The 19160-nt window shown below is 72.1% G+C and carries 18 protein-coding genes; 17 read left to right on the forward strand and 1 reads right to left on the reverse strand.

The genetic code is table 11. The features are described 5' to 3' along the window. Positions 1–31: 31 nt before the first annotated feature. From QZL85_RS11060 to QZL85_RS11140, 17 genes are all read left to right on the forward strand, one after another. Positions 32–1321 carry a DUF6350 family protein gene (locus QZL85_RS11060; RefSeq protein ID WP_295576710.1) on the forward strand — a complete coding sequence of 430 codons (1290 nt, stop codon included), beginning with the start codon at positions 32–34 and terminating at the stop codon, positions 1319–1321. A 4-nt stretch (positions 1322–1325) separates the two neighbouring features. After that, positions 1326–1919, forward strand: coding sequence for a phosphoribosylglycinamide formyltransferase (gene purN, locus QZL85_RS11065; RefSeq protein ID WP_295576711.1), 594 nt, complete (start codon positions 1326–1328; stop codon positions 1917–1919). A 17-nt stretch (positions 1920–1936) separates the two neighbouring features. Continuing rightward, a complete protein-coding gene (gene purH / locus QZL85_RS11070; RefSeq protein ID WP_295576712.1) occupies positions 1937–3544 on the forward strand; it encodes a bifunctional phosphoribosylaminoimidazolecarboxamide formyltransferase/IMP cyclohydrolase in 1608 nt (535 codons plus the stop codon). Between the two features lie 87 nt (positions 3545–3631). Beyond that, the gene (locus QZL85_RS11075) at positions 3632–4951 is read left to right on the forward strand and encodes an RDD family protein (RefSeq protein WP_295576713.1); all 1320 of its coding nucleotides are present in this window, start codon (positions 3632–3634) and stop codon (positions 4949–4951) included. Between the two features lie 21 nt (positions 4952–4972). Further along, positions 4973–9499, forward strand: a complete 4527-nt coding sequence (locus QZL85_RS11080; protein ID WP_295576714.1) for an FtsK/SpoIIIE domain-containing protein — start codon at positions 4973–4975, stop codon at positions 9497–9499. A gap of 126 nt (positions 9500–9625) precedes the next feature. Next, the gene (locus QZL85_RS11085) at positions 9626–9913 is read left to right on the forward strand and encodes a WXG100 family type VII secretion target (RefSeq protein WP_295576715.1); all 288 of its coding nucleotides are present in this window, start codon (positions 9626–9628) and stop codon (positions 9911–9913) included. Between the two features lie 79 nt (positions 9914–9992). Then, complete coding sequence (locus tag QZL85_RS11090) at positions 9993–10325, forward strand: hypothetical protein (RefSeq protein WP_295576717.1); 333 nt, start codon at positions 9993–9995, stop codon at positions 10323–10325. Beyond that, positions 10322–11611 carry a hypothetical protein gene (locus QZL85_RS11095; RefSeq protein ID WP_295576719.1) on the forward strand — a complete coding sequence of 430 codons (1290 nt, stop codon included), beginning with the start codon at positions 10322–10324 and terminating at the stop codon, positions 11609–11611. The genes QZL85_RS11090 and QZL85_RS11095 overlap by 4 nt, the downstream gene beginning before the upstream one ends. Positions 11612–11615: 4 nt before the next feature. Beyond that, entirely contained in the window at positions 11616–12107 is a 492-nt protein-coding gene (locus QZL85_RS11100) for a hypothetical protein (RefSeq protein ID WP_295576720.1), read from the forward strand. Then, on the forward strand, positions 12104–12673 hold the full coding sequence (locus tag QZL85_RS11105) for a hypothetical protein (protein WP_295576721.1): 570 nt from the start codon (positions 12104–12106) through the stop codon (positions 12671–12673). Before QZL85_RS11100 ends, QZL85_RS11105 begins: the two co-directional genes overlap by 4 nt. Continuing rightward, on the forward strand, positions 12664–13227 hold the full coding sequence (locus QZL85_RS11110) for a hypothetical protein (RefSeq protein ID WP_295576722.1): 564 nt from the start codon (positions 12664–12666) through the stop codon (positions 13225–13227). Before QZL85_RS11105 ends, QZL85_RS11110 begins: the two co-directional genes overlap by 10 nt. A 308-nt stretch (positions 13228–13535) precedes the next feature. Then, entirely contained in the window at positions 13536–13823 is a 288-nt protein-coding gene (locus tag QZL85_RS11115) for a WXG100 family type VII secretion target (protein ID WP_295576715.1), read from the forward strand. A gap of 143 nt (positions 13824–13966) precedes the next feature. Next, entirely contained in the window at positions 13967–14308 is a 342-nt protein-coding gene (locus QZL85_RS11120; protein WP_295576723.1) for a hypothetical protein, read from the forward strand. A gap of 18 nt (positions 14309–14326) precedes the next feature. Next, positions 14327–15541 carry a hypothetical protein gene (locus QZL85_RS11125; RefSeq protein WP_295576724.1) on the forward strand — a complete coding sequence of 405 codons (1215 nt, stop codon included), beginning with the start codon at positions 14327–14329 and terminating at the stop codon, positions 15539–15541. Continuing rightward, positions 15538–16209 (forward strand): hypothetical protein, encoded by a 672-nt coding sequence (locus QZL85_RS11130; RefSeq protein WP_295576726.1) that lies wholly within the window; start codon positions 15538–15540, stop codon positions 16207–16209. The genes QZL85_RS11125 and QZL85_RS11130 overlap by 4 nt, the downstream gene beginning before the upstream one ends. Continuing rightward, entirely contained in the window at positions 16206–17012 is an 807-nt protein-coding gene (locus QZL85_RS11135; protein ID WP_295576727.1) for a hypothetical protein, read from the forward strand. Before QZL85_RS11130 ends, QZL85_RS11135 begins: the two co-directional genes overlap by 4 nt. 13 nt (positions 17013–17025) lie before the next feature. Then, positions 17026–17703: a hypothetical protein gene (locus tag QZL85_RS11140; RefSeq protein WP_295576728.1), complete on the forward strand. Its 678-nt coding sequence runs from the start codon at positions 17026–17028 to the stop codon at positions 17701–17703. Here QZL85_RS11140 and QZL85_RS11145 read toward each other — a convergent pair. Continuing rightward, the gene (locus QZL85_RS11145) at positions 17682–19106 is read right to left on the reverse strand and encodes an NAD(P)/FAD-dependent oxidoreductase (RefSeq protein WP_295576729.1); all 1425 of its coding nucleotides are present in this window, start codon (positions 19104–19106) and stop codon (positions 17682–17684) included. The two genes, QZL85_RS11140 and QZL85_RS11145, sit on opposite strands and share 22 nt — an antisense overlap. Positions 19107–19160: the final 54 nt, after the last annotated feature.

Genomic DNA, 19160 nt, shown 5'->3' on the forward strand with positions numbered 1-19160 from the left:
AGGGCCGCGCGCTGGGTAGGGTCGAAGCCGCATGAACCGTCTCCTCGTCGCCGTCCTGGCCGCCTTCGACGCCGTGATCGCCGTCGCGGTCGGCGTCGCGGCGACCCTCGCTCCGCTGACCCTGCTGTGGGTGTTCGGCTTCTCGGCGGCACCGCAGTGGGGGGCCCTGTGGCCGGTCGCGGTCCGGATCTGGCAGCTCGGACACTTCGTGCCCGTCGACCTGACGCTGCCCGAGGAGTATCTGACCGTCGCGGGTCTGCCCGACGCCGCTGCATCCTTCACGCTGTCCCTCGCCCCGCTCGCGTTCGCCGTCTTCACGGCGGCCTTCGCCGCCCGCTCGGGATCACGCGCCGCGCACGCCGGCGCGTGGCTCACCGGTGTGCTCGCCGGCACCGTGGTCCTCGCCGCGCTCGCGACCTGCCTCACGCTCACCTCCGGCCTCGCCGCCGCGCGCGTCGATCTCGCCGCCGCCGTGCTGCTCCCCGTCCTGGTCTTCGCCGTCCCGGCCCTGCTGGGCGCGCTCGTCCGCGCGTGGCGCGAGGGCGACGGCGGCCTCGTCGACGCCGCGCGGGACCGTCTCGACCGCACCGCCTGGGCCGCCGAGGTCCCCGCCGCGGTCGCCCGCGGCGCGGCGATCGCCGCGCTCGGCCTCATCGGCATCGGCGCGCTCCTCGTGGCGGTCTCCCTCGCGGCGCGCGGGGGAGAGGTCATCGCCCTGTTCGAAGCCGCGCACGTCGACCTCATCGGCGCCGTCGTCCTGGCCCTCGGCCAGCTCGCGTACCTCCCGACGCTGATCGTGTGGGCCGCGTCCTTCGCCGCCGGGCCGGGCTTCGCGGTCGGCGCCGGCACGAGCGTGTCGCCCGCGGCGACGAATCTCGGCGTCGTTCCCGGCATCCCGCTCTTCGGCGCCCTTCCGGAGAGCACCTCGAGTTGGATGCTGCTGCTCGCGCTCACCGTCGTCGGCGTCGGCGTCCTCGCCGGCGGGGCGGCGCGCGGACGCCTGCGCGCCGATCCGGACGCCGTCGAGCTGCTCGCGCCCCGCATCGCCGCGCTCGCCGCCATCGCGGTGCTGGGCGGTGCCGCCGCCGCCCTCCTCGCCGCCGCGGCATCGGGGTCGATCGGTCCCGGCCGTCTTGCGGAGGTCGGCCCGGCCCCGGGACCGTTCGCCCTCGCGGTCGGCATCGAGCTCGCGATCGGCGCGGGGATCATGCTGCTCTCTCCACGGCGGCTGCAGCCTGAGCACGCCTACCCGGCCGACGATCCCCGCGATCCGTCCCACCGGCGGGCACCCGAACCTCCCGCGTGGTCCCCGGTAGACTGAGCGGATGCTCTCGGTCGCCGTGCTCATCTCGGGTGCCGGCTCCAACCTGCGGGCCCTCCTGGAAGCCACCGGCGACCCCGACTTCCCGGCCCGCGTCATCGTCGTCGGCGCCGACCGGCAGGCCGACGGCTTCGCGCACGCCGAGCAGTTCGGCATCCCGACGATCATGGTCCCGTTCCGCGAGTTCGAGACCCGCGAGCACTGGGGCGAGGAGCTGCAGAGCCAGCTGGCGGTGTGGAACCCCGACCTCGTCGTCCTGAGCGGGCTCATGCGACTGCTGCCGCCCGCCGTCGTCGAGGCCTGGGCGCCGCAGCTGATCAACACCCACCCCGCGTTCCTCCCGGAGTTCCCGGGCGCGCACGGCGTGCGCGACGCGCTGGCCTCCGGCGCCACCGAGACCGGCGCGAGCGTCATCGTCGTCGACAACGGCGTCGACACGGGCCCGATCCTGGCGCAGGAGCGCGTCCCCATCCTCCGCGGCGACACCGAGCACACCCTCCACGAGCGCATCAAGCCCGTCGAGCGCCGCCTGCTCATCGATGTCGTCCGTCGGATCGCCCTCGGCGACCTCGACCTCGCCCCGTACGACCACCACTGAATCCAGGAGCTCCCACCATGGCCGGCCCGACCATCGACCCCTCCCTGTACCGTGCGCGCGACCTCGTCCCCGTTCGGCGCGCGCTGATCTCGGTGAGCGACAAGACCGAGCTGCTCGCCCTCGGGCAGGCCCTCGCCGGCGCCGACATCGAGATCGTCTCCACCGGCGGCTCCGCCGCGCTCCTGCGCGGGGCCGGCCTCGCCGTGAAGGATGTCGCGGAGATCACCGGCTTCCCGGAGTCGCTCGGCGGCCGCGTCAAGACGCTGCACCCGCACGTGCACGCCGGCCTCCTCGCCGACCTTCGTCTCGAAGACCACGAGGAGCAGCTGTCCGAGCTCGGCATCCTGCCGTTCGAGCTCGTCGTGGTGAACCTCTACCCGTTCGTCGAGACCGTCTCCTCGGGTGCCGAGGGTGACGCCGTCGTCGAGCAGATCGACATCGGCGGCCCCGCCATGGTGCGCGCCTCGGCGAAGAACTACGCCAACGTCGCGGTCGTCGTCTCGCCGGAGTCCTACCCGGCGATCATCGAGGCCGTCGGGCAGGGCGGCACGACCCTCGCGCAGCGCAAGGAGCTCGCGGCCCGCGCGTTCGCCCACACGGCCGCCTACGACCGCGCCGTCGCGACCTGGTTCGCCGACGAGACGCTCGTCGAGGAGGGCGACCTGCCGCAGCACCTCACGATCAAGGCCGAGCGCCTGTCGACGCTCCGCTACGGCGAGAACTCGCACCAGCGTGCCGCCATCTACACGCGGACCGGCGGCCACGGGATCGCGCAGGCGACGCAGCTGCAGGGCAAGGAGATGTCCTACAACAACTACGTCGACGCGGATGCCGCCCTGCGCGCCGCGTTCGACATGGTGCTGCCCGCCGTCGCGATCATCAAGCACGCGAACCCCTGCGGCATCGCCGTCACCGCGCCCAATGCGCTGGACCCGATCGCGTCCGCGCACCTGCGGGCCCACGAATGCGACCCCGTGTCCGCCTTCGGCGGCGTCATCGCCGCGAACCGCACCGTCACGCTGAAGATGGCCGAGAACCTCCGCGACATCTTCACCGAGGTCATCGTCGCGCCCGACTTCGAGCCCGAGGCGCTCGAGCTGTTCAAGCTCAAGAAGAACCTCCGCGTCCTGCAGCTTCCCGCGGACTGGCGCCAGGAGCCCATGGACGTGCGCCTCGTCTCCGGAGGCCTTCTCCTGCAGGATGCCGACCGGTTCCCGGACGAGATCGGCGCCGCGGCCAAGGACTGGCAGCTCATGACCGGTGAGCGGCCGAGCGAGGACGAGATGACGAACCTCATCTTCGCGTGGAAGGCCTGCCGCGCCGTGAAGAGCAACGCGATCGTCCTGGCGAAGAACTCCGCCACCGTCGGGATCGGCATGGGCCAGGTCAACCGGGTCGACTCGTGCCGTCTGGCGGTCGAGCGCGCGGGTGACCGTGCCGCCGGCTCCGTCGCGGCCTCCGATGCGTTCTTCCCCTTCGCGGACGGCCCGCAGGTGCTGCTGGACGCCGGCATCACCGCGATCATCCAGCCGGGTGGGTCGGTGCGCGACCAGGAGGTCATCGACGCGGCCCGCGAGGCGAACGTGACGATGTTCTTCACGGGCGAGCGTCACTTCTTCCACTGATCCGGCCGCCGCGCTCCGCCGCGGCGCGGCGCGGGAGCGCCGCGCCCGGCAGGTAGGGTCGATGCGCAGCGCGCGCGAGGAGGAACGGTGATCTGGGAGATCCAGGACGAGGCCCGGAAGGTCGAGGGGCTCGACGAGCACGGCCGCGCCCGGCCCGACTATGCCGCGTCCCTGGGTCTCGTGCCCGCCGCACCGGGCCGTCGCGTGACGGCGACCCTCGTCGAGGTGCTCGTCGTCCTCGTGCTGCAGCTGCCGCTGCTCCTGGCCGTCCTCCCCGCCGCGGTCGAGCTGACGGGGGCGACCGACCCGCAGGCCGCGCTCCGCGGGCGTTCCGATCTCGTGCTCCTCATCGTGTGCGCCGCCGTGTCGTACGCGCTGACGACGGCGTTCATCATCGTCCAGCTCGTCCTGCACGGTCGTCGCGGAGTGACGCTCGGCAAGGCGCTGCTCGGCATCCGCTCCGTCAACGTGCGCACGCTCGAGCGACCCACCTTCTGGCGCGGCGCGGTCGTCCGCTACCTCGTGCTGTGGGGGAGCTTCCTGCTTCCCCTCCTGGGGCCGCTGCTCGTCGTGCTCCTCTCTCCGCTGTTCGACTCCGAGCGCCGCGGGCGCGGGTGGCCCGACCTCGCCGCGGCGACGTGGTTCGTCGACATCCGGCGGGGCTTGAACCCGTATGACGCGAAGCGCATGCGCATCGCCCGCAAGACCGTCGCATCGGACCTCGCCGACGAGCGCAGCGAGCTCCCGTCGCTCGCGACCCCGGCGGGGGAGCACCGCCCCGAGGTGTACATCCCGGTCGCCCGCAACAGCGGCGGAGTCCTCGGCGCCACGCGCACCGACGCGCCCGCCGTGCCGGCAACCGCTCCGGCGGCGCCGGCTGTCGTGGCGCCGGCTCCGGCAGCGGCGGCCGCCGCCGCGCCAGCCCCGCCCGTCGCCGCCGCGGTCGCACCGACGGTCCCGCCGCCGACGGCGGAGCCGATCGCGTCGCCCGCCCCCGCGACGGCCGGGACCGGGACGTGGGCGCCGCCGACCCTGCTGCCCGACGCCGCACCTGCTGCCCCCGGCGCGCCGACGGCCCCCGCCACGATCACCCTCGTCCTGGACACCGGCGACACCGTCGAGGTCTCCGGCGCGGGCGTCCTCATCGGACGCGCCCCTGCGGCGGACGACGGCCTCGTGCCGACGCCGGTGCTGGACCGCACCATGAGCGTCTCCAAAACGCACCTCGCGGTGCGCCGCGACGGGGATGCGCTCCTGGTCGAGGACCGCGGATCCACCAACGGCAGCGCGCTCGCGCGCAACGGCGGTGAGCGCCCGCTCGTACCCGGTGAACGGGTGCCCGTGCAGGACGGCGATACGATCCGATTCGGAGATCGCCACGCCGAGGTCAGGATCGCCCGAGGCTGAGAGCCGGATGAGGACACCCCCATGAGACTCAAACTGACCCTGCAGCGTCGCGACGCCCAGCGCACCGACATCGTCGTCACCTCGGACACGACGGCGACCGTGCAGGAGGTCGCGCGCCGCATCGTCGAGGCCGACCCGACCCGCGAGATCCTCGCCGCGCCGGCGGACGTCCTGACCCTCAGCGTCGCCCCGCCGACCTCGTCGGACACGACCATGCTCGACCCGAACATGCTCATCAGCGACGCCCCGGTCGGCTCCGGGTTCGTCGCCTCGATCGTCAACCTCGGCGCCGACTACGTCGCATCCCGCGGCGCCGGTGCGCCGCCCGCGGCGATCCTGCACGCCGTCCGCGGCCCGCTCGCCGGTCGCGAGTTCCCCCTGCCGCGCGGTCACTTCACGATCGGTCGCGCCCCCGAGAACGACGTCGTGCTGGAGGACGCGCTCATCTCCAAGCGGCACGCCCGCATCGAGGTCGGCGCGGCCGTCGACCTCGTCGACCTGAACTCCGCCAACGGGATCGTCGTCGACGGCGGCCTCGTGCAGCGACTCCGTGTGATCCCCGGGCAGCGCTTCGTCCTCGGCGACACCGAGCTCGTCGTGCGCCTGGTGCAGGACTTCGCGCCGGTCGAGCAGGATCCCGTGCTCGAGCGCGGCGGCACGCTGCTGTTCAACCGGAGCCCCCGCGTGGAGCCCCGCTACGTCGGGGAGGAGCTCGCGGAGCCGCGTATGCCGAAGGAGCCGATGTCGCGGCTCTTCCCGTGGCCCATGCTCATCGCGCCGATCATCCTCGGTGTCGCGATGTTCACGATCTTCGAGCAGCCGAGGGCGCTGCTGATCATCTTCATGACGCCGATGATGATGCTCGGCAACTTCGTCTCGCAGCGCACCCAGATCGGCCAGCGCGTCAAGAAGGAGGCCGAGGTCTTCGAGCGCACGTTCGAGGAGCTCGAGGAGACCCTGTACCGGGAGCGGCCGCGAGAGCGCGAGGTGCGCAACGCCGAGGCCCCGCCGGTGGTCGTCGTCTTCGACGAGGCCATGCGCCTCGGGCCGATGCTCTGGACCCGACGCCCCGAGCACTGGAACTTCCTCGCCGTCCGTCTCGGCACGTGCGATGCGCCGTCCCGCACGACGATCAAGCGGGCCGACAATCCCGACGCCCTGCAGGAGTACGTCGAGCGCGTCGACCGCCTGCGGGACCGCTACCGGATGCTCGACGGCATCCCCGTCCTCGAATCGCTGCAGAGCGTCGGCGTCCTCGGCGTGGCGGGATCGACCCGCGAGGCCGCGGATGCGCTCCGCGGTCTGTGCGTGCAGCTGTTCGGACTGCACTCGCCCAACGAGCTCGTCGCGGTCGCGCTCACCGAGCCGGAGTGGGCGCAGCAGCTGGAGTGGCTGAAGTGGCTGCCGCACACTTCGAGCGAGCGGAGCCCGTTCCGCGACATGCCGCTGTCCGACTCCGCCTCCACGGGTGCCGCGCTGCTGTCCGGGCTCGAGGAGCTGGTCATGCGCCGGTCGAAGGCGGCGGCATCCCCGCGGCTGCCCTTCGACGACGAGTGGGACCCGATGCGGTACGGCACCGACGTGCGCCGCGCGGCGGAGGACGCCACGTTCCCGGGGCAGACGGCGGTCCTCGTCATCGTCACGGCTGACGCGCCGGTCGACCGCGCGCGCCTGACCCAGGTGCTCGAGCGCGGCGCCGACGTCGGGGTCTACGGGCTGTTCGTGGCGCCCGTCGTCGACGCCCTGCCGGCGGTCTGCCGCAGCTTCCTCGACGTCTCGGCCGGACTGGACCGGGCCCGTGCCGGCACGGTCCGCAGCGGCGTGGACTACCCGGACACGGCCGTCGAGGGCGTGTCGAACGAGCTCATGACGGTGCTCGCCAAGCGCCTGGCCCCCGTCGCCGACTCGAGCACCGTGATCGAGGATTCGTCCGACATCCCGAACTCGGTCATGTTCCTCTCCCTCGTCGGCACGGAGATGGCGGAGGACCCCTCCGCCGTCGTCGAGCGGTGGCGGGAGAACAACACGATCCTCGACAGGTCCGGCGCGACCCTCCCACGGCTCAAGAAGGCGGGCAGCCTCCGCGCGATCGTCGGCCAGGGGCCCTCCGACGCCATGACCCTGGACCTGCGCGGACAGGGGCCGCACGCGCTCGTCGGCGGCACGACGGGCGCCGGCAAGTCGGAGTTCCTGCAGGCCTGGGTGCTCGGCATGGCCGCCGCGCACAGCCCCGACCGCGTGTCCTTCCTCTTCGTCGACTACAAGGGCGGCTCCGCGTTCGCGGACTGCGTCGACCTCCCGCACACGGTGGGCCTCGTCACCGACCTCAGCCCCCACCTCGTCCGGCGCGCCCTGACGAGCCTGCGGGCCGAGCTGCACCACCGCGAGCACCTGTTCAACCGCAAGAAGGCCAAAGACCTCCTCGAGCTCGAGAAGCGCCGCGACCCCGACACCCCGCCCGCCCTCGTGCTCGTCATCGACGAGTTCGCGGCGCTCGCCGGAGAGGTCCCCGAGTTCGTCGACGGCGTCGTCGACATCGCGCAGCGCGGCCGGTCGCTCGGCATCCACCTGATCATGGCCACGCAGCGCCCCGCGGGCGTCATCAAAGACAACCTGCGCGCGAACACCAACCTGCGCGTCGCGCTCCGGATGGCGGACGAGTCCGACTCGAAGGACGTCGTCGACGATCCGGTGGCCGCACGCTTCGATCCCAGCATCCCCGGTCGCGGCATCGCGAAGACCGGTCCGGGCAGGCTCGTGTCGTTCCAATCCGCGTACGCCGGCGGGTGGAGCTCGGACGAGAAGCCCGTCGCCGACGTGAGCGTCTCCGAGCTGCGCTTCGGCTCGATCCAGCGCTGGGAGCTCGAGGACCAGGGCGAGTCCGACTCGCACGACGTCGACCCCGGACCGAACGATCAGAAGCGGATCGTGGCGACCCTCGTCGCCGCGGCCGGACAGGCGAAGATCCCCGCCCCGCGCCGTCCGTGGCTCGACGACCTCGAGTCCACCGTGGACCTCCGCCAGCTGCCCGCCGGGCGCTCGGGGTCGCTGCTCCTCGGCAAGCGCGACGTCCCGGAGCGGCAGCTGCAGGAGCCCGTCTACTTCGAGCCGGACCGCGACGGCTCGCTCCTCGTCTACGGTACGAGCGGGTCGGGCAAGTCGACCGTTCTCCGCACCGTCGCGCTCGCCGCGGCGATGGGCCGGCGCCCCGAGAACGTGGCCGTCTACGGCCTGGACTTCGGCTCCGGGTCGCTGAAGAGCCTCGAGGTGCTGCCGCACGTCGGCTCGGTGATCCCGGGCGATGACGCCGAACGCGTGCAGCGCATCATGCGCTCGCTCGGCGCCATCCTCGACGACCGCGGCAAGAGGTTCAGCGCGGCGAACGCGTCGAGCGTCGCGGAGTACCGCGAGCTCACCGGCCGCGACGAGTCCCGCATCATCCTGCTGCTGGACGGGCTGCCCCAGTTCCGCGCGGAATGGGAGTCCACGACGGCGCGGATGCCGTTCTACCAGGCGTTCATGCGGATCCTCGGCGAAGGGCGCCCGCTGGGCGTGCACGTCGTCGCGACCGCCGACCGGTCCGGGTCCGTGCCCACGGCGGTCAGCTCGAACGTCTCGCGGCGCGTCATCCTGCGTCTCTCCGACGAGAACGCGTACGCGCTGCTGAACGCGCCGAAGGACGTGCTCGATGAGCGGTCGGCGCCCGGCCGCGCGATCGTGGACGGGTTCGAGACGCAGATCGCCGTCCTCGGCGGGACGCCGAACGTCGCGGAGCAGACCAAGCTCATGACCCAGTGGGCCGAGGAGCTGCGCACCCGGGGCGTCCGGGAGGTGCCGGAGATCGGCTCCCTGCCCACCCGCCTGTCGCTCGCCGATCTCCCGGACCGGATCGGGGAGAACCCCGTCCTCGGCGTCGCGGAGGACACCCTCCAGGCCCGCGACTTCGACCCCGTCGGCACGTTCGTCGTCGCGGGTCCGCCGTCCTCGGGCAAGACCAACGCGATGAAGGCGCTCATCACCTCGATGACGCGCCTGGACCCGACCGTGAAGATGTTCCACTTCGGCGGGCGCCGCGCCCAGCTGAAGGACTTCGCACCGTGGATGCGCAGCGCCGTCACGCCGGACGATGCGAAGGACCTGGCGACCGAGCTCGCCGAGCTCGTGGCGGACGAGACGATCGGCACGCGGCTGCTCATCGTGATCGAGGACGTGCCCCAGTTCGCCGACTCGCCCGCCGAGCGTCCGCTCAAGGCGCTGTTCCAGGCCGTCAACCGCAGCGAGCACCTGCTCATCGGCGACGCCGATGTGAGCCAGGTGACGAGCGGCTTCGGCCTGGTCGGCGACTTCAAGGGCGGACGCAAGGGCATCGTGCTGCGCGCGGACGCCTTCGACGGCGACGCGATCTTCAAGGTGCCCTTCCCCAAGGTCAAGCGCTCGGACTTCCCGGAGGGCCGCGGCATCTTCGTGCAGGCCGGACGCGCCGTCACGGTGCAGATGCCGCTCGTGGAGACCACGTCCGTCACGATCGCCGCGCCCGCCGACGCCTGACCGATGTGCCGGGGGGTGGGTGCCCGGGGGATGGGGAGTGCTCCCCATCGACGGTGTGTGGGGGTGGCGGTTAGGTTCGGTGTATCGGCCCGGTGTGGGTCGGGACACTGACTGAGGGAGTTGACGATGGCTGATTTCGGAGCGTCGTATGCGGAGATGGAGCAGGTGGCGTCGTCGCTGTCGCAGGCTCGTGATGACATTCAGGGTCAGCTGGACACCCTGAAGTCGCAGGTGGACACCCTGTTGGGTGAGGACTTCAAGACGCAGCACGCGTCGGGGAAGTTCGGTGAGGGGTATGGGGAGCTGACGACGGGTCTGAAGAATGCCACGGACGGCATCAATGACATGTCCGAGGCTCTGCTGGGCATGATGCGCGCGATCCAGGACCTCGACCAGCAGCTCGCCGGCAGCTGACACCGGTTCGACTTCTGAGGGGGCGACCAACGGGCCGCCCCCTCACCCGCGACCCACACATTGACGGAGGATGCCGCAGATGGACATCATGCTCGACCTCGAGCAGCTCAAGGACGCGAAGGCCGGTCTCGAATCGTCCATCTCGGAGTTCGAAGCGGCCGCCGACACCAATGACGACCTCGAGTCGGCGATCGCGCGCCCCGACGGTCGCAGCGACCTGCTGAACCAGGTGATCGACTTCGAGGTCGCGTGGCGGGACAAGCGCGGCAAGCTCAAGGAGAACCTCACCAACATCAAGGACCAGCTGACCTCGATCATCGACGGCTGGGAGGAGTGGGACACCACCACCGCCAGCGATCTCGAGGGCAGCACGACCACGCAGAACGTGACCGCACGCGGGGGAGCCCGATGAAATCGCCGAACACGGGACACACGCTCCGTCAGCTCGAGGGGAACGCGGCCGACATCGTCAGCCGGGGAGAGGCGCTGAAGACCCTCGCCACGACGATGGAGACCACGGCCACCCACCTGAAGAACATCGGCAACTCGTCGATCCACAAGAGCAAGGGCACCGACAAGCTCGCCGAGATGGCGAACGAGACGCACGGCGACCTCTCCGACGCCGCCGTGCGCTACCGCGGCACCGGCAAGAGCCTGGCGACCTACGGCGACGCGCTGGACACCGCGCAGACGTGGCTGCGCAGCAACATCGACGACGTCGAGTCCGCCGAGAACGCCTACCAGGCGGCGCTGGATGCGAAGGCGGATGCCGACTGGGCCGAGACCCTCGCGGCGACGCGCGCGTCGTCGGCCGACCCCGAGGACGATGCGGCGTCCCGGGCCGCCACGCGAGCCGAGGATGCGGCCGATGACGCCGCGACGAGCCTGACGAGCGCCAAGACCCACCGCGACGAGATGTGGAAGGCGTTCGACGACGTCTTCGACACCTGGTCGGACGCCTACGACGACGCCGTCGACGGGATCGAGAACGCGATCGAGTCCGCCGACAACAACGACGGCTTCTGGGAGTTCGTCGACGATCTGCTCGACGTCATCGCGATCGTCCTCGTCGTCCTGAGCATCATCGCGCTCATCATCGGGGCGCCGCTGACCGGCCTGCTGGGGATCATCCTGCTCGTGCTCGCCGCCGCCTCGCTGCTCCTCACGCTCCTCCAGTTCGCCTACGGGCGGGCGAGCCTGAGCGACGTCGCCTGGAGCGCCGTCGGGCTCCTCCCGTTCGGAGTCGGCAAGATCCTCTCCCGCGGCGTACCCGCGCTCGGCTCGGTCGTCCAGGGCGGCCGCGGCGCCGTCACCGCCGCCATCCGAGCCGGGCTGCCGCGTGTCGCGCTGCTCCGGCCCGGCACGTGGGCGACGCCCATCCGCTCGCTGTTCGCTCCGGTGCGGTCCTGGCTCGCGCTGCCGAAGCCCGGCATGCTGACGAACCCGCTCACCGCGATCCGCCTCGGCGGCAGCGAGACGGCGCAGGTCTCCACCTTCCTCAACACGGTGCGCAACTCGCCGTGGGCGAGCAACCCCGGCGTGCAGCAGTTCGTGTCCTCGACGGCCGCCTCGCTCCCCGGCGGCATCCGCCAGGGAGCGAACGTGATCACCTGGGGCGGGTTCAGCCTCGTCGACGGGCTGGGGCTCGCCGACGCCCAGCCGGAGATCCCGGGTCTTCGCGACGTCCGCGTAAGCTGACGCCGTGTCAGACAGCCCCGCGCGAGCGCGCTCCGTCCATTCCGTCCTGAGCACGATCCTGGCCATCGTCGCGATCGTTCCCCCCGCCGCCCTCGTCGTCTTCCTCGTGGGTTCGCTCATCTTCTCCGGCGGTCAGGTGAGCGCATCCATGGACACGAAATGGGATGCCGTCTGGCCGTACCCGCTGTTCGCGGTGCCCACGATCGTGCTCGTCGTCCTGGCGGCCGTGTCGGTCCTCCTCGCCCTCATCGTGGCCGTGACGGCCCGCGCGGGCGACGAGACCGGTCTCCGCGGTCTGGTCGGCCCGCTGGTCGGCGCGATCATCGCCGCCATCCTGTTCGCGGTGCTCATCCCCGACGGCGGAACGCGCGAAGGGGACATCACGGTGGGCGGGCAGTGGATCGCCGCGCCGATCAGCGCCGTCGCCCTCGCCGTCGTGCTCCTCGGTGCCGCCGCCGCCGCGGCGAAGAGCCGCGCGCGGGAGCGGACGGCGTGAGCGCGCTCTCGGGCTTCCACATCATGCTGCCGCCGGGCTGGTCGCGTTATCGCGTCGATGAGGACGGTCGGAAGCAGTTCGTCGCCAAGCTCTCCGCGCGGATGAAGGAGCTCGGGCACCCCGAGCTCGACGTGCGGCTCCGCATGCTCGCGAACGCCCAATGGCGGCGGCTCGAGCAGACGCGCACGCACAGCGTGTACCTCGCCGACCACGACATCGACGGCCTCGTCCACCTGCCGGTCTCGGTGGCCGTGCGACAGCACGTCGTGCCTTCGGGCGTCGCCTTCGGCAACGGGCTCCGCGACCTCACGCCCGCGCAGATCGACGTGTACGACACCGCGATCGGCCCCATCCGGCGCTGGGAGACCGACAAGCCCGGCGAGGGCGAGACCGAGGGGATCACGACCCGCACGCTCGGGTACGGCTTCGCTCTGCCGGATGCCGACGACCGCCGCGGCCTCGTCTTCACGGCATCCATCCCGTACCCCGACGGTGCGGACGGTGCGCTCGTGGAAGCGGCGACCGAACTCGTGGACTCGATCATGGAGACGTTCCGATGGCGGTAGCCCCCACGTACACGCTCAGCCTCGAAACCACGTGGCTGCCCGTGCCGCTGCAGTTCCCGTGGGGCGCCTTCCCGGACGCCGAGGCGTGGGCGGATGAGCTCACCGACAGCCTGCTGGCCGGAACCGGAGTGCCTCCCGAGGCGCACGACCAGCTGCGTGCCACCGCGCTCCTGCTCCAGGCGATGCCCGGACCGCTGCCCGGTGCGATGGAGCGGTTCTGGCGCACCGAGTACGTCGGCGGGCCCGCGATCGTCGCGCACCTGTACGTCACCGACTCGACCGCGAGCACCCCGGACGAGCTGCTGCAGCTCGCGCGGGCCGGCATCGGCGGGCGGGTGCAGACCTGGACGTCGCTCGAGGACACCGCGTTCCCGGCGGCCGTGCAGGCGGTCGTGACGACGGAGATCGACGGTGCGGCGATCGGCGCCATCCGCCACCTGGGTGTCCGCGACGGCTACGTCTTCCTGCTCGACTTCCTCAGCGAGGATCCGCTTCTCCTGGAGGCCGTGCAGGGCGAGCTCGCAGCCGTCTTCCGCTCCATCCGCTTCGCCTGACGGGCCCCGCGCCGGTCGCGCTCCGCGCGCAGCCCCGCGCCCCTCGCCCGCTGGCCCCCGCCTCGAGGCGAACCTCTATTGGTTCGCCGGCTCTATGCCGGTTTGGCGTGATTCGGGTGTGGGGTGGGCGAGCCGATCAGGGTTCGGGGGGTCCTCGAGGTGCTGTCGAGCGGGGCTGTCGTGGGGCAGGGGTGGGGGTGGGTGCCCGGGGGATGGGGAGTGCTCCCCATCGACGGTGTGTGGGGGTGGCGGTTAGGTTCGGTGTATCGGCCCGGTGCGGGTCGGGACACTGACTGAGGGAGTTGACGATGGCTGATTTCGGAGCGTCGTATGCGGAGATGGAGCAGGTGGCGTCGTCGCTGTCGCAGGCTCGTGATGACATTCAGGGTCAGCTGGACACCCTGAAGTCGCAGGTGGACACCCTGTTGGGTGAGGACTTCAAGACGCAGCACGCGTCGGGGAAGTTCGGTGAGGGGTATGGGGAGCTGACGACGGGTCTGAAGAATGCCACGGACGGCATCAATGACATGTCCGAGGCTCTGCTGGGCATGATGCGCGCGATCCAGGACCTCGACCAGCAGCTCGCCGGCAGCTGACGACACGCTTCCGAACGGGGGTCGACCGGGCGGTCGGCCCCCGTTCCGTGCGTCCGGGTCGATGGGCAGTGCTCCCCATCGACGCCCCCGCATACGTGTCGTTAGCGTGAGGGCATCGCCGCAGGATGAGGGAGGGGCAGCGCATGGCCGAGGACGCCGTCTGGATCGACTACGCGACGCTGCGTCGCACGAGCGGTCGCCTGGGCCGCATCATCGACGAGCTCGAAGAGGCCGGCAGCCTGTCCGACGAGCTGCGCGTCGCGATCGGGTCCCCCTTCGGTAAGGACCGGCTGCGCGACAAGGTGGGCGATTTCGAATCCCGCTGGGACAACCGCCGCGGCGATCTCATCCGCGACATCACGAAGATCCACGACCACGTCGTCGGCGTCGTCGACGGCTTCGCCGACTGGGATGCCGAGACCGCCGCCGGGATGGATGTCGACGCGTCCGGGCTGAGCGACGCGACCCGGCCGACCCCGGCCTGACACGGAGGAACCCTGACCATGGAACGTTCCCCGGGAGGTCGCCGCATCGAGGAGCTCGAGGGCGAAGCCGCCACGATCATCCGCCGCGGCCGCCGCATCGAGTCGATCGGGCGGCAGATGATCCAGAGCGCGGACGTGCTCGAAGACCTCGTCGACGGCGACGACCAGCGCGGCAAGGCGATCGACAAGATCCGCGAGATCGTCGGCGACACCTACGTCGAGCTGCGCCGCGCCGGTCGGATGTACGAGCCGACCGGCCCCGTCCTCATCGACTACGGCCAGGCCGTCGGCGAGGTCCAGCCCCTCATCCGCATCGCGGTGTCGGCGTGCGAGCAGGCGTGGGTCGACTACGCGGCAGCGCCGAGCCACCCGACGGCGCTGCTGGACATGGTCCCGGACCTCGCAGAGAGCCGGCGCGAGGACAACGAGCGCAAGGACGAGCTCTACGACGACTGGGTGCTCGAGGCGCGCGCCTTCGACCGGCACTACGACACCTGGGAGGACGCATTCGACGCCGCCGTCACCGGGATCGGGGAGGTGCTGGAGGGGGCGATCGAGGACAGCTTCTGGGATGACCTCGACGGGGTCGTGGCCGTCGTGCTGGAGGTCCTGGGCTGGGTCTCCCTCGTCATCGCGATCGCCGGCATCATCATCGGCGGACCCATCTTCGCGCTCATCGGGGCGGTGCTCGGAGTGGTCACCCTGCTGCTGACCGCCTACCAGGTCCTCCGGCAGGATGCCGGGGCGGACAAGCTCATCATCGCGATCATCGGCGTCATCCCCTTCGGCAAGGTCGGCAAGCTCTTCCAGGGCCGCGCCGGGATGCTCGCCTTCGGCGGCGAGATGGTCACGGCGTTCCGCCCGTCCGCGTGGTCCGCGGCCGGCGGCCAGCTGCGCAACATGTCGATCCTGTCCCGGTTCGCCGGCGGGGGAGTGACCGGAGCGCAAGCCGCGTTCCGGGGCCTGTGGAGCATGAACAACCCCGCGGGGGCCGGCGACATCATGTGCCGGTTCATGTTCGGCCGGAACTCCCAGGGGCTCACCGACCTGGCTGAGACCGTCGGAGGGTCCGTCAACGGGTGGTGCACGTCCAGCACGATCTCGGCGGCGTGGGAGGGCGGCTACATGATGGTCTCCGGAGCGTGGGGGGTCGGCGACAAGATCGCGACCTGGACGGGCAACAAGGACCTGAAGCCCAGCAGCGTCCTGCCGTGGGTCGGGGCGCTCCTGTGACGGCGGCGACGACCGGGTCCGCTGCGCTCACCGGCACCCCGACAGCGCCCCCGCCCGGGTGGGGCGAGGGACTCTGGCGGCTGTCCGGCCGCAGCGAGACCGCGGGGTGGCTGCTGCAGCCCTCTCGTGTCGAGGATGCCGACGCCTGGGTCGACACGCAGACGGCGGAGCTGCGCGGAGCGTGGGGCGAGCGCTGGCGTACCGAGGATGAGGCCTCCGTCCGCGCGCTCCTGCGCCTCGGGCTCGACGCCCGACCCGCCGAGGCCGCGCTCGCCTTCCAGCTGTGGCCGGTCCCGGCGCCGCTTGTCGCGCATGTGCACGTGGGCTACGGTGCCGCGCCGGAGGCGCCGGTCGGCCCCGACGCCGGCAGCCTCTACGAGGCGGCCGGTCTCGGCTTCGGCGTCCAGGCCGTGCGCCGCGTCCGGGACGCCGACCTCGACCTCATCGGTCTCGACATCGTCTTCCTCGCGGACAGCGCGGCGGTCGTCGCCTCCTTCGAGCCCACCGTGCCGGAGCTGTTCGCCCTGCTGGTCGGACAGTTCCACGCCTTCGTCCAGACCCTCGAGTTCGTCGCGCCCGACGGGCGGCCGGTCCGCGCGGCGGCGCCGGCCGGGTTCCTCGACGCGTCCGCCGATGCGGACTGGGCTGATACCGTGCCGACAGGATGAGTTTCCGTCACGCGAGCGCCCGGGAGTGGGCGCAGGAGCATTCCCTGGCCGCTCCGGTCCGCCTGGGGCTCCTCGAGGTGATGGCGTTCCAGCGGCATCCCGACATCTACGGCCTCTTCGGCGCGGACGGCGCCGTGCTCGCCGCGCGCGAGACGGCCCGCCGCCCGTCGCCGGCGCGCCGCGCGGGCACGGCGCTCGCCGTCATCCTCGCGGTCGTCGGCGCCGCCGCCCCGGTCGTCGCCGTCGCGGCGATGGGCGGCGACCGCTTCAACTTCTTCCGGATGGATGCCGCGGCATCGGTGCCGTTCGCGGGCGCGATGTTCGTCCTGGCCGCCGTGGCCCAGCTCGTCCTGCTGGTCGGCTGGCTGCGCGGCGGCGCCCGCTACGACGGCCTCCTGCTCGGGATCGTCCTGGTCGCGGTCGTCTTCTCCGGCTTCGCCGCCGTGGGGATGCCGAACACCGCCGCCACCGACGGCTTCGACGGATGGGCGCCGTGGTACCCGCCGGTCCTCGCGTGCCTGGTGATCGCCGTCGTGACAGCGATCGCGATGCTGCTCCGGTTCCGCGCGCGCGTTCCGGAGACGGTCGCCGAGGCCCCCGAGACGATGTCGTCGACGGTCGCCGTCGCACGGATCCGCGCGAAGACGGCGGCGCTCCGGCACGAGGAGCGCGCCGCCATCACGGCGGACCGCGATGCCGCCCTCGTGGTCCTGCATGAGCGGGGCGTCATCGAGGCCGGGCTGCTCGAGCGCGCCCGGACCGCCCAGCCCGGCACGCTGTTCACGCTGGACGACGAGACATGACGAGAGGACCCCGGTGAACGACGCCGCCGCGACCGACGACCCCCTGCAGAGCACGCCCGAACGCGTCAGCCTGCGCGAGAGCCTCGGGGCGGCCGGCCCCGGCTTCGACCTCGCCCTGCCCACCGGGTGGGTACGTCGCGAGGCGACGGCCGGTCAGCGCGACGAGATGGTCGCCGCGGTGCGCGGCCGACTCCTGCAGGCGCACCGTCCCGACCTGTTCGCCCGCGTCCGGCCGCTCCTCGACGACGCCTTCCAGCAGATGGCGCAGGCGTCGGTCATCGCCTTCTTCACCCCGGCGACCGGGGACGACGAGGCGCTCGCCCTGCCGGCCTCGCTGGTGGCATCCATCCGTACTCCCACGACCCCCGGCGGTACCCTCGACCCGCTCGTGCAGGCGCTCGTCCGCGAGGCGGGCGCCACGCCCCTCCTGGGCGACACGCGGTTCCTGCGGTTCGAGCGCGAGTCGCGTCAGCGACTGGAGGACACCGATTTCCTCAGCACGCAGATCGTGTACCTGACGCCGATCCCGGGCACCCGCCGGCGGCGCGGACTGCAGTTGACCGCCACGATCGCCCGGCCGCTCGACACCCCCGCGGATGATCGTCCGCTCGTCCTGATCCGGACGCTTCTGGACCTCTCCGTGTCGTCCCTGACCTGGACGGCGCCGGCTCAGACGGCCGGCCGGCCGTAGTCCTCCAGCCACCGCAGCCACAGCTCGCTCACCGTCGGATAGGCCGGGACGGCGTGCCAGAGGCGCGCGAGCGGCACCTCGCCGACGATCGCGATCGTCGCCGCGTGCAGCAGCTCGGCGACCTCGGGACCGACGAAGGTCGCCCCGACCAGGACATGCCGATCGCTGTCGATCACCGCCCGGGCCTGTCCCCGGTACGCATCCGAGTACGTCGTGGACCCGGCCAGCTCGGCGAGGTCCACGTCCAGGATCCGCACCGACCGGCCGGCCGCTGCGGCCGCCGCCGAGCTGAGTCCGACGGAGGCCACCTCGGGATCGGCGAACACGACCTGCGGCACCGCGGCGTGGTCGGCCGTGGCGGCGTGCGCGCCCCACGGACCATCCTCGACCGCCGCTCCGCGGGCGCGCGCCGCGATGACGTCGCCGGCCGCACGAGCCTGATACTTCCCCTGGTGGGTCAGCAGGGCACGGTGGTTGACGTCGCCGACGGCGTACAGCCAGTCCGTTCCCTGCACGCGCAGCGTGTCGTCGACGTCGAGCCATTCGCCGGGCATCAGCCCCACGGTCTCGAGCCCGATCCGCATCGTGCGCGGTACGCGCCCGGTCGCCACGAGCACGCGCTCGGCCGCGACGCGCCCGCCGTCCGACAGGACGACGACCGCGCCGTCGTCGGTGCCGTGCACCGCGGACGCCGTCGCTCCGAGGCGCACCGTGACCCCCAGCGCCGCCAGGCCTTCCTGCACAGCCTGTCCCGCGAAGTCCTCCACCCCCGAGAGCAGGCCTGAGCGCGCCACGATCGTGACGTCGGTGCCGAAGCCCGCATAGGCGGTCGCCATCTCCACCGCCACCACGCCGCCCCCCAGGATCACGAGGGAGACCGGGGCGGACGGCGATGAGGTGGCGTCGCGGCTCGTCCACGGCTCCACCTCGCGGAGCCCCGGAATGTCGGGCATCAGCGCGGCCGAACCGGTGCAGACCGCGACGGCGTGGCGGGCGACGAGGCGCGTCTCCCCGCCCTCGGGCGAGGTCACCGTGACCTGCTTCGGCCCGGTCAGCGCGCCGTGGCCCCGCACCAGGTCGATGCCCGCGCCCTCCAGCCAGCGGACCTGCCCGCCGTCGTCCCAGTCGTGCACGATCCGGTCGCGCCGCGCGAAGACGGCGGCGACATCGAGCTCGCCCGTCACGGCCTGCCGCGCGCCGTCGACGTTCCGCGCCGCGCGCACACTCGCCGCGCTGCGCAGCAGCGACTTCGACGGCATGCACGCCCAGTACGAGCAGTCGCCGCCGACGAGCTCGGCTTCCACGATCACGACCGAGAGGCCGCCCTGCACGGCACGGTCGGCCACATTCTCGCCGACTGCGCCGGCGCCGATCACGATGAGGTCGTATTCGCGCGAAGTCATGCGCTCACGGTACTCATGACGAGCCGATCGCGCACGGGTCCCCTGGTCGCCTTT

Source organism: uncultured Microbacterium sp., assembly GCF_900078385.1.
Taxonomy (GTDB): Bacteria; Actinomycetota; Actinomycetes; order Actinomycetales; family Microbacteriaceae; genus Microbacterium.

Coding starts and splice junctions, on each gene's coding strand:
- QZL85_RS11060 (WP_295576710.1), top strand. CDS start 32: ATGAACCGTCTCCTCGTCGCCGTCCTGGCCGCCTTCGACGCCGTGATC.
- purN (WP_295576711.1), top strand. CDS start 1,326: ATGCTCTCGGTCGCCGTGCTCATCTCGGGTGCCGGCTCCAACCTGCGG.
- purH (WP_295576712.1), top strand. CDS start 1,937: ATGGCCGGCCCGACCATCGACCCCTCCCTGTACCGTGCGCGCGACCTC.
- QZL85_RS11080 (WP_295576714.1), top strand. CDS start 4,973: ATGAGACTCAAACTGACCCTGCAGCGTCGCGACGCCCAGCGCACCGAC.
- QZL85_RS11085 (WP_295576715.1), top strand. CDS start 9,626: ATGGCTGATTTCGGAGCGTCGTATGCGGAGATGGAGCAGGTGGCGTCG.
- QZL85_RS11090 (WP_295576717.1), top strand. CDS start 9,993: ATGGACATCATGCTCGACCTCGAGCAGCTCAAGGACGCGAAGGCCGGT.
- QZL85_RS11095 (WP_295576719.1), top strand. CDS start 10,322: ATGAAATCGCCGAACACGGGACACACGCTCCGTCAGCTCGAGGGGAAC.
- QZL85_RS11110 (WP_295576722.1), top strand. CDS start 12,664: ATGGCGGTAGCCCCCACGTACACGCTCAGCCTCGAAACCACGTGGCTG.
- QZL85_RS11115 (WP_295576715.1), top strand. CDS start 13,536: ATGGCTGATTTCGGAGCGTCGTATGCGGAGATGGAGCAGGTGGCGTCG.
- QZL85_RS11120 (WP_295576723.1), top strand. CDS start 13,967: ATGGCCGAGGACGCCGTCTGGATCGACTACGCGACGCTGCGTCGCACG.
- QZL85_RS11125 (WP_295576724.1), top strand. CDS start 14,327: ATGGAACGTTCCCCGGGAGGTCGCCGCATCGAGGAGCTCGAGGGCGAA.
- QZL85_RS11135 (WP_295576727.1), top strand. CDS start 16,206: ATGAGTTTCCGTCACGCGAGCGCCCGGGAGTGGGCGCAGGAGCATTCC.
- QZL85_RS11145 (WP_295576729.1), bottom strand. CDS start 19,106: ATGACTTCGCGCGAATACGACCTCATCGTGATCGGCGCCGGCGCAGTC.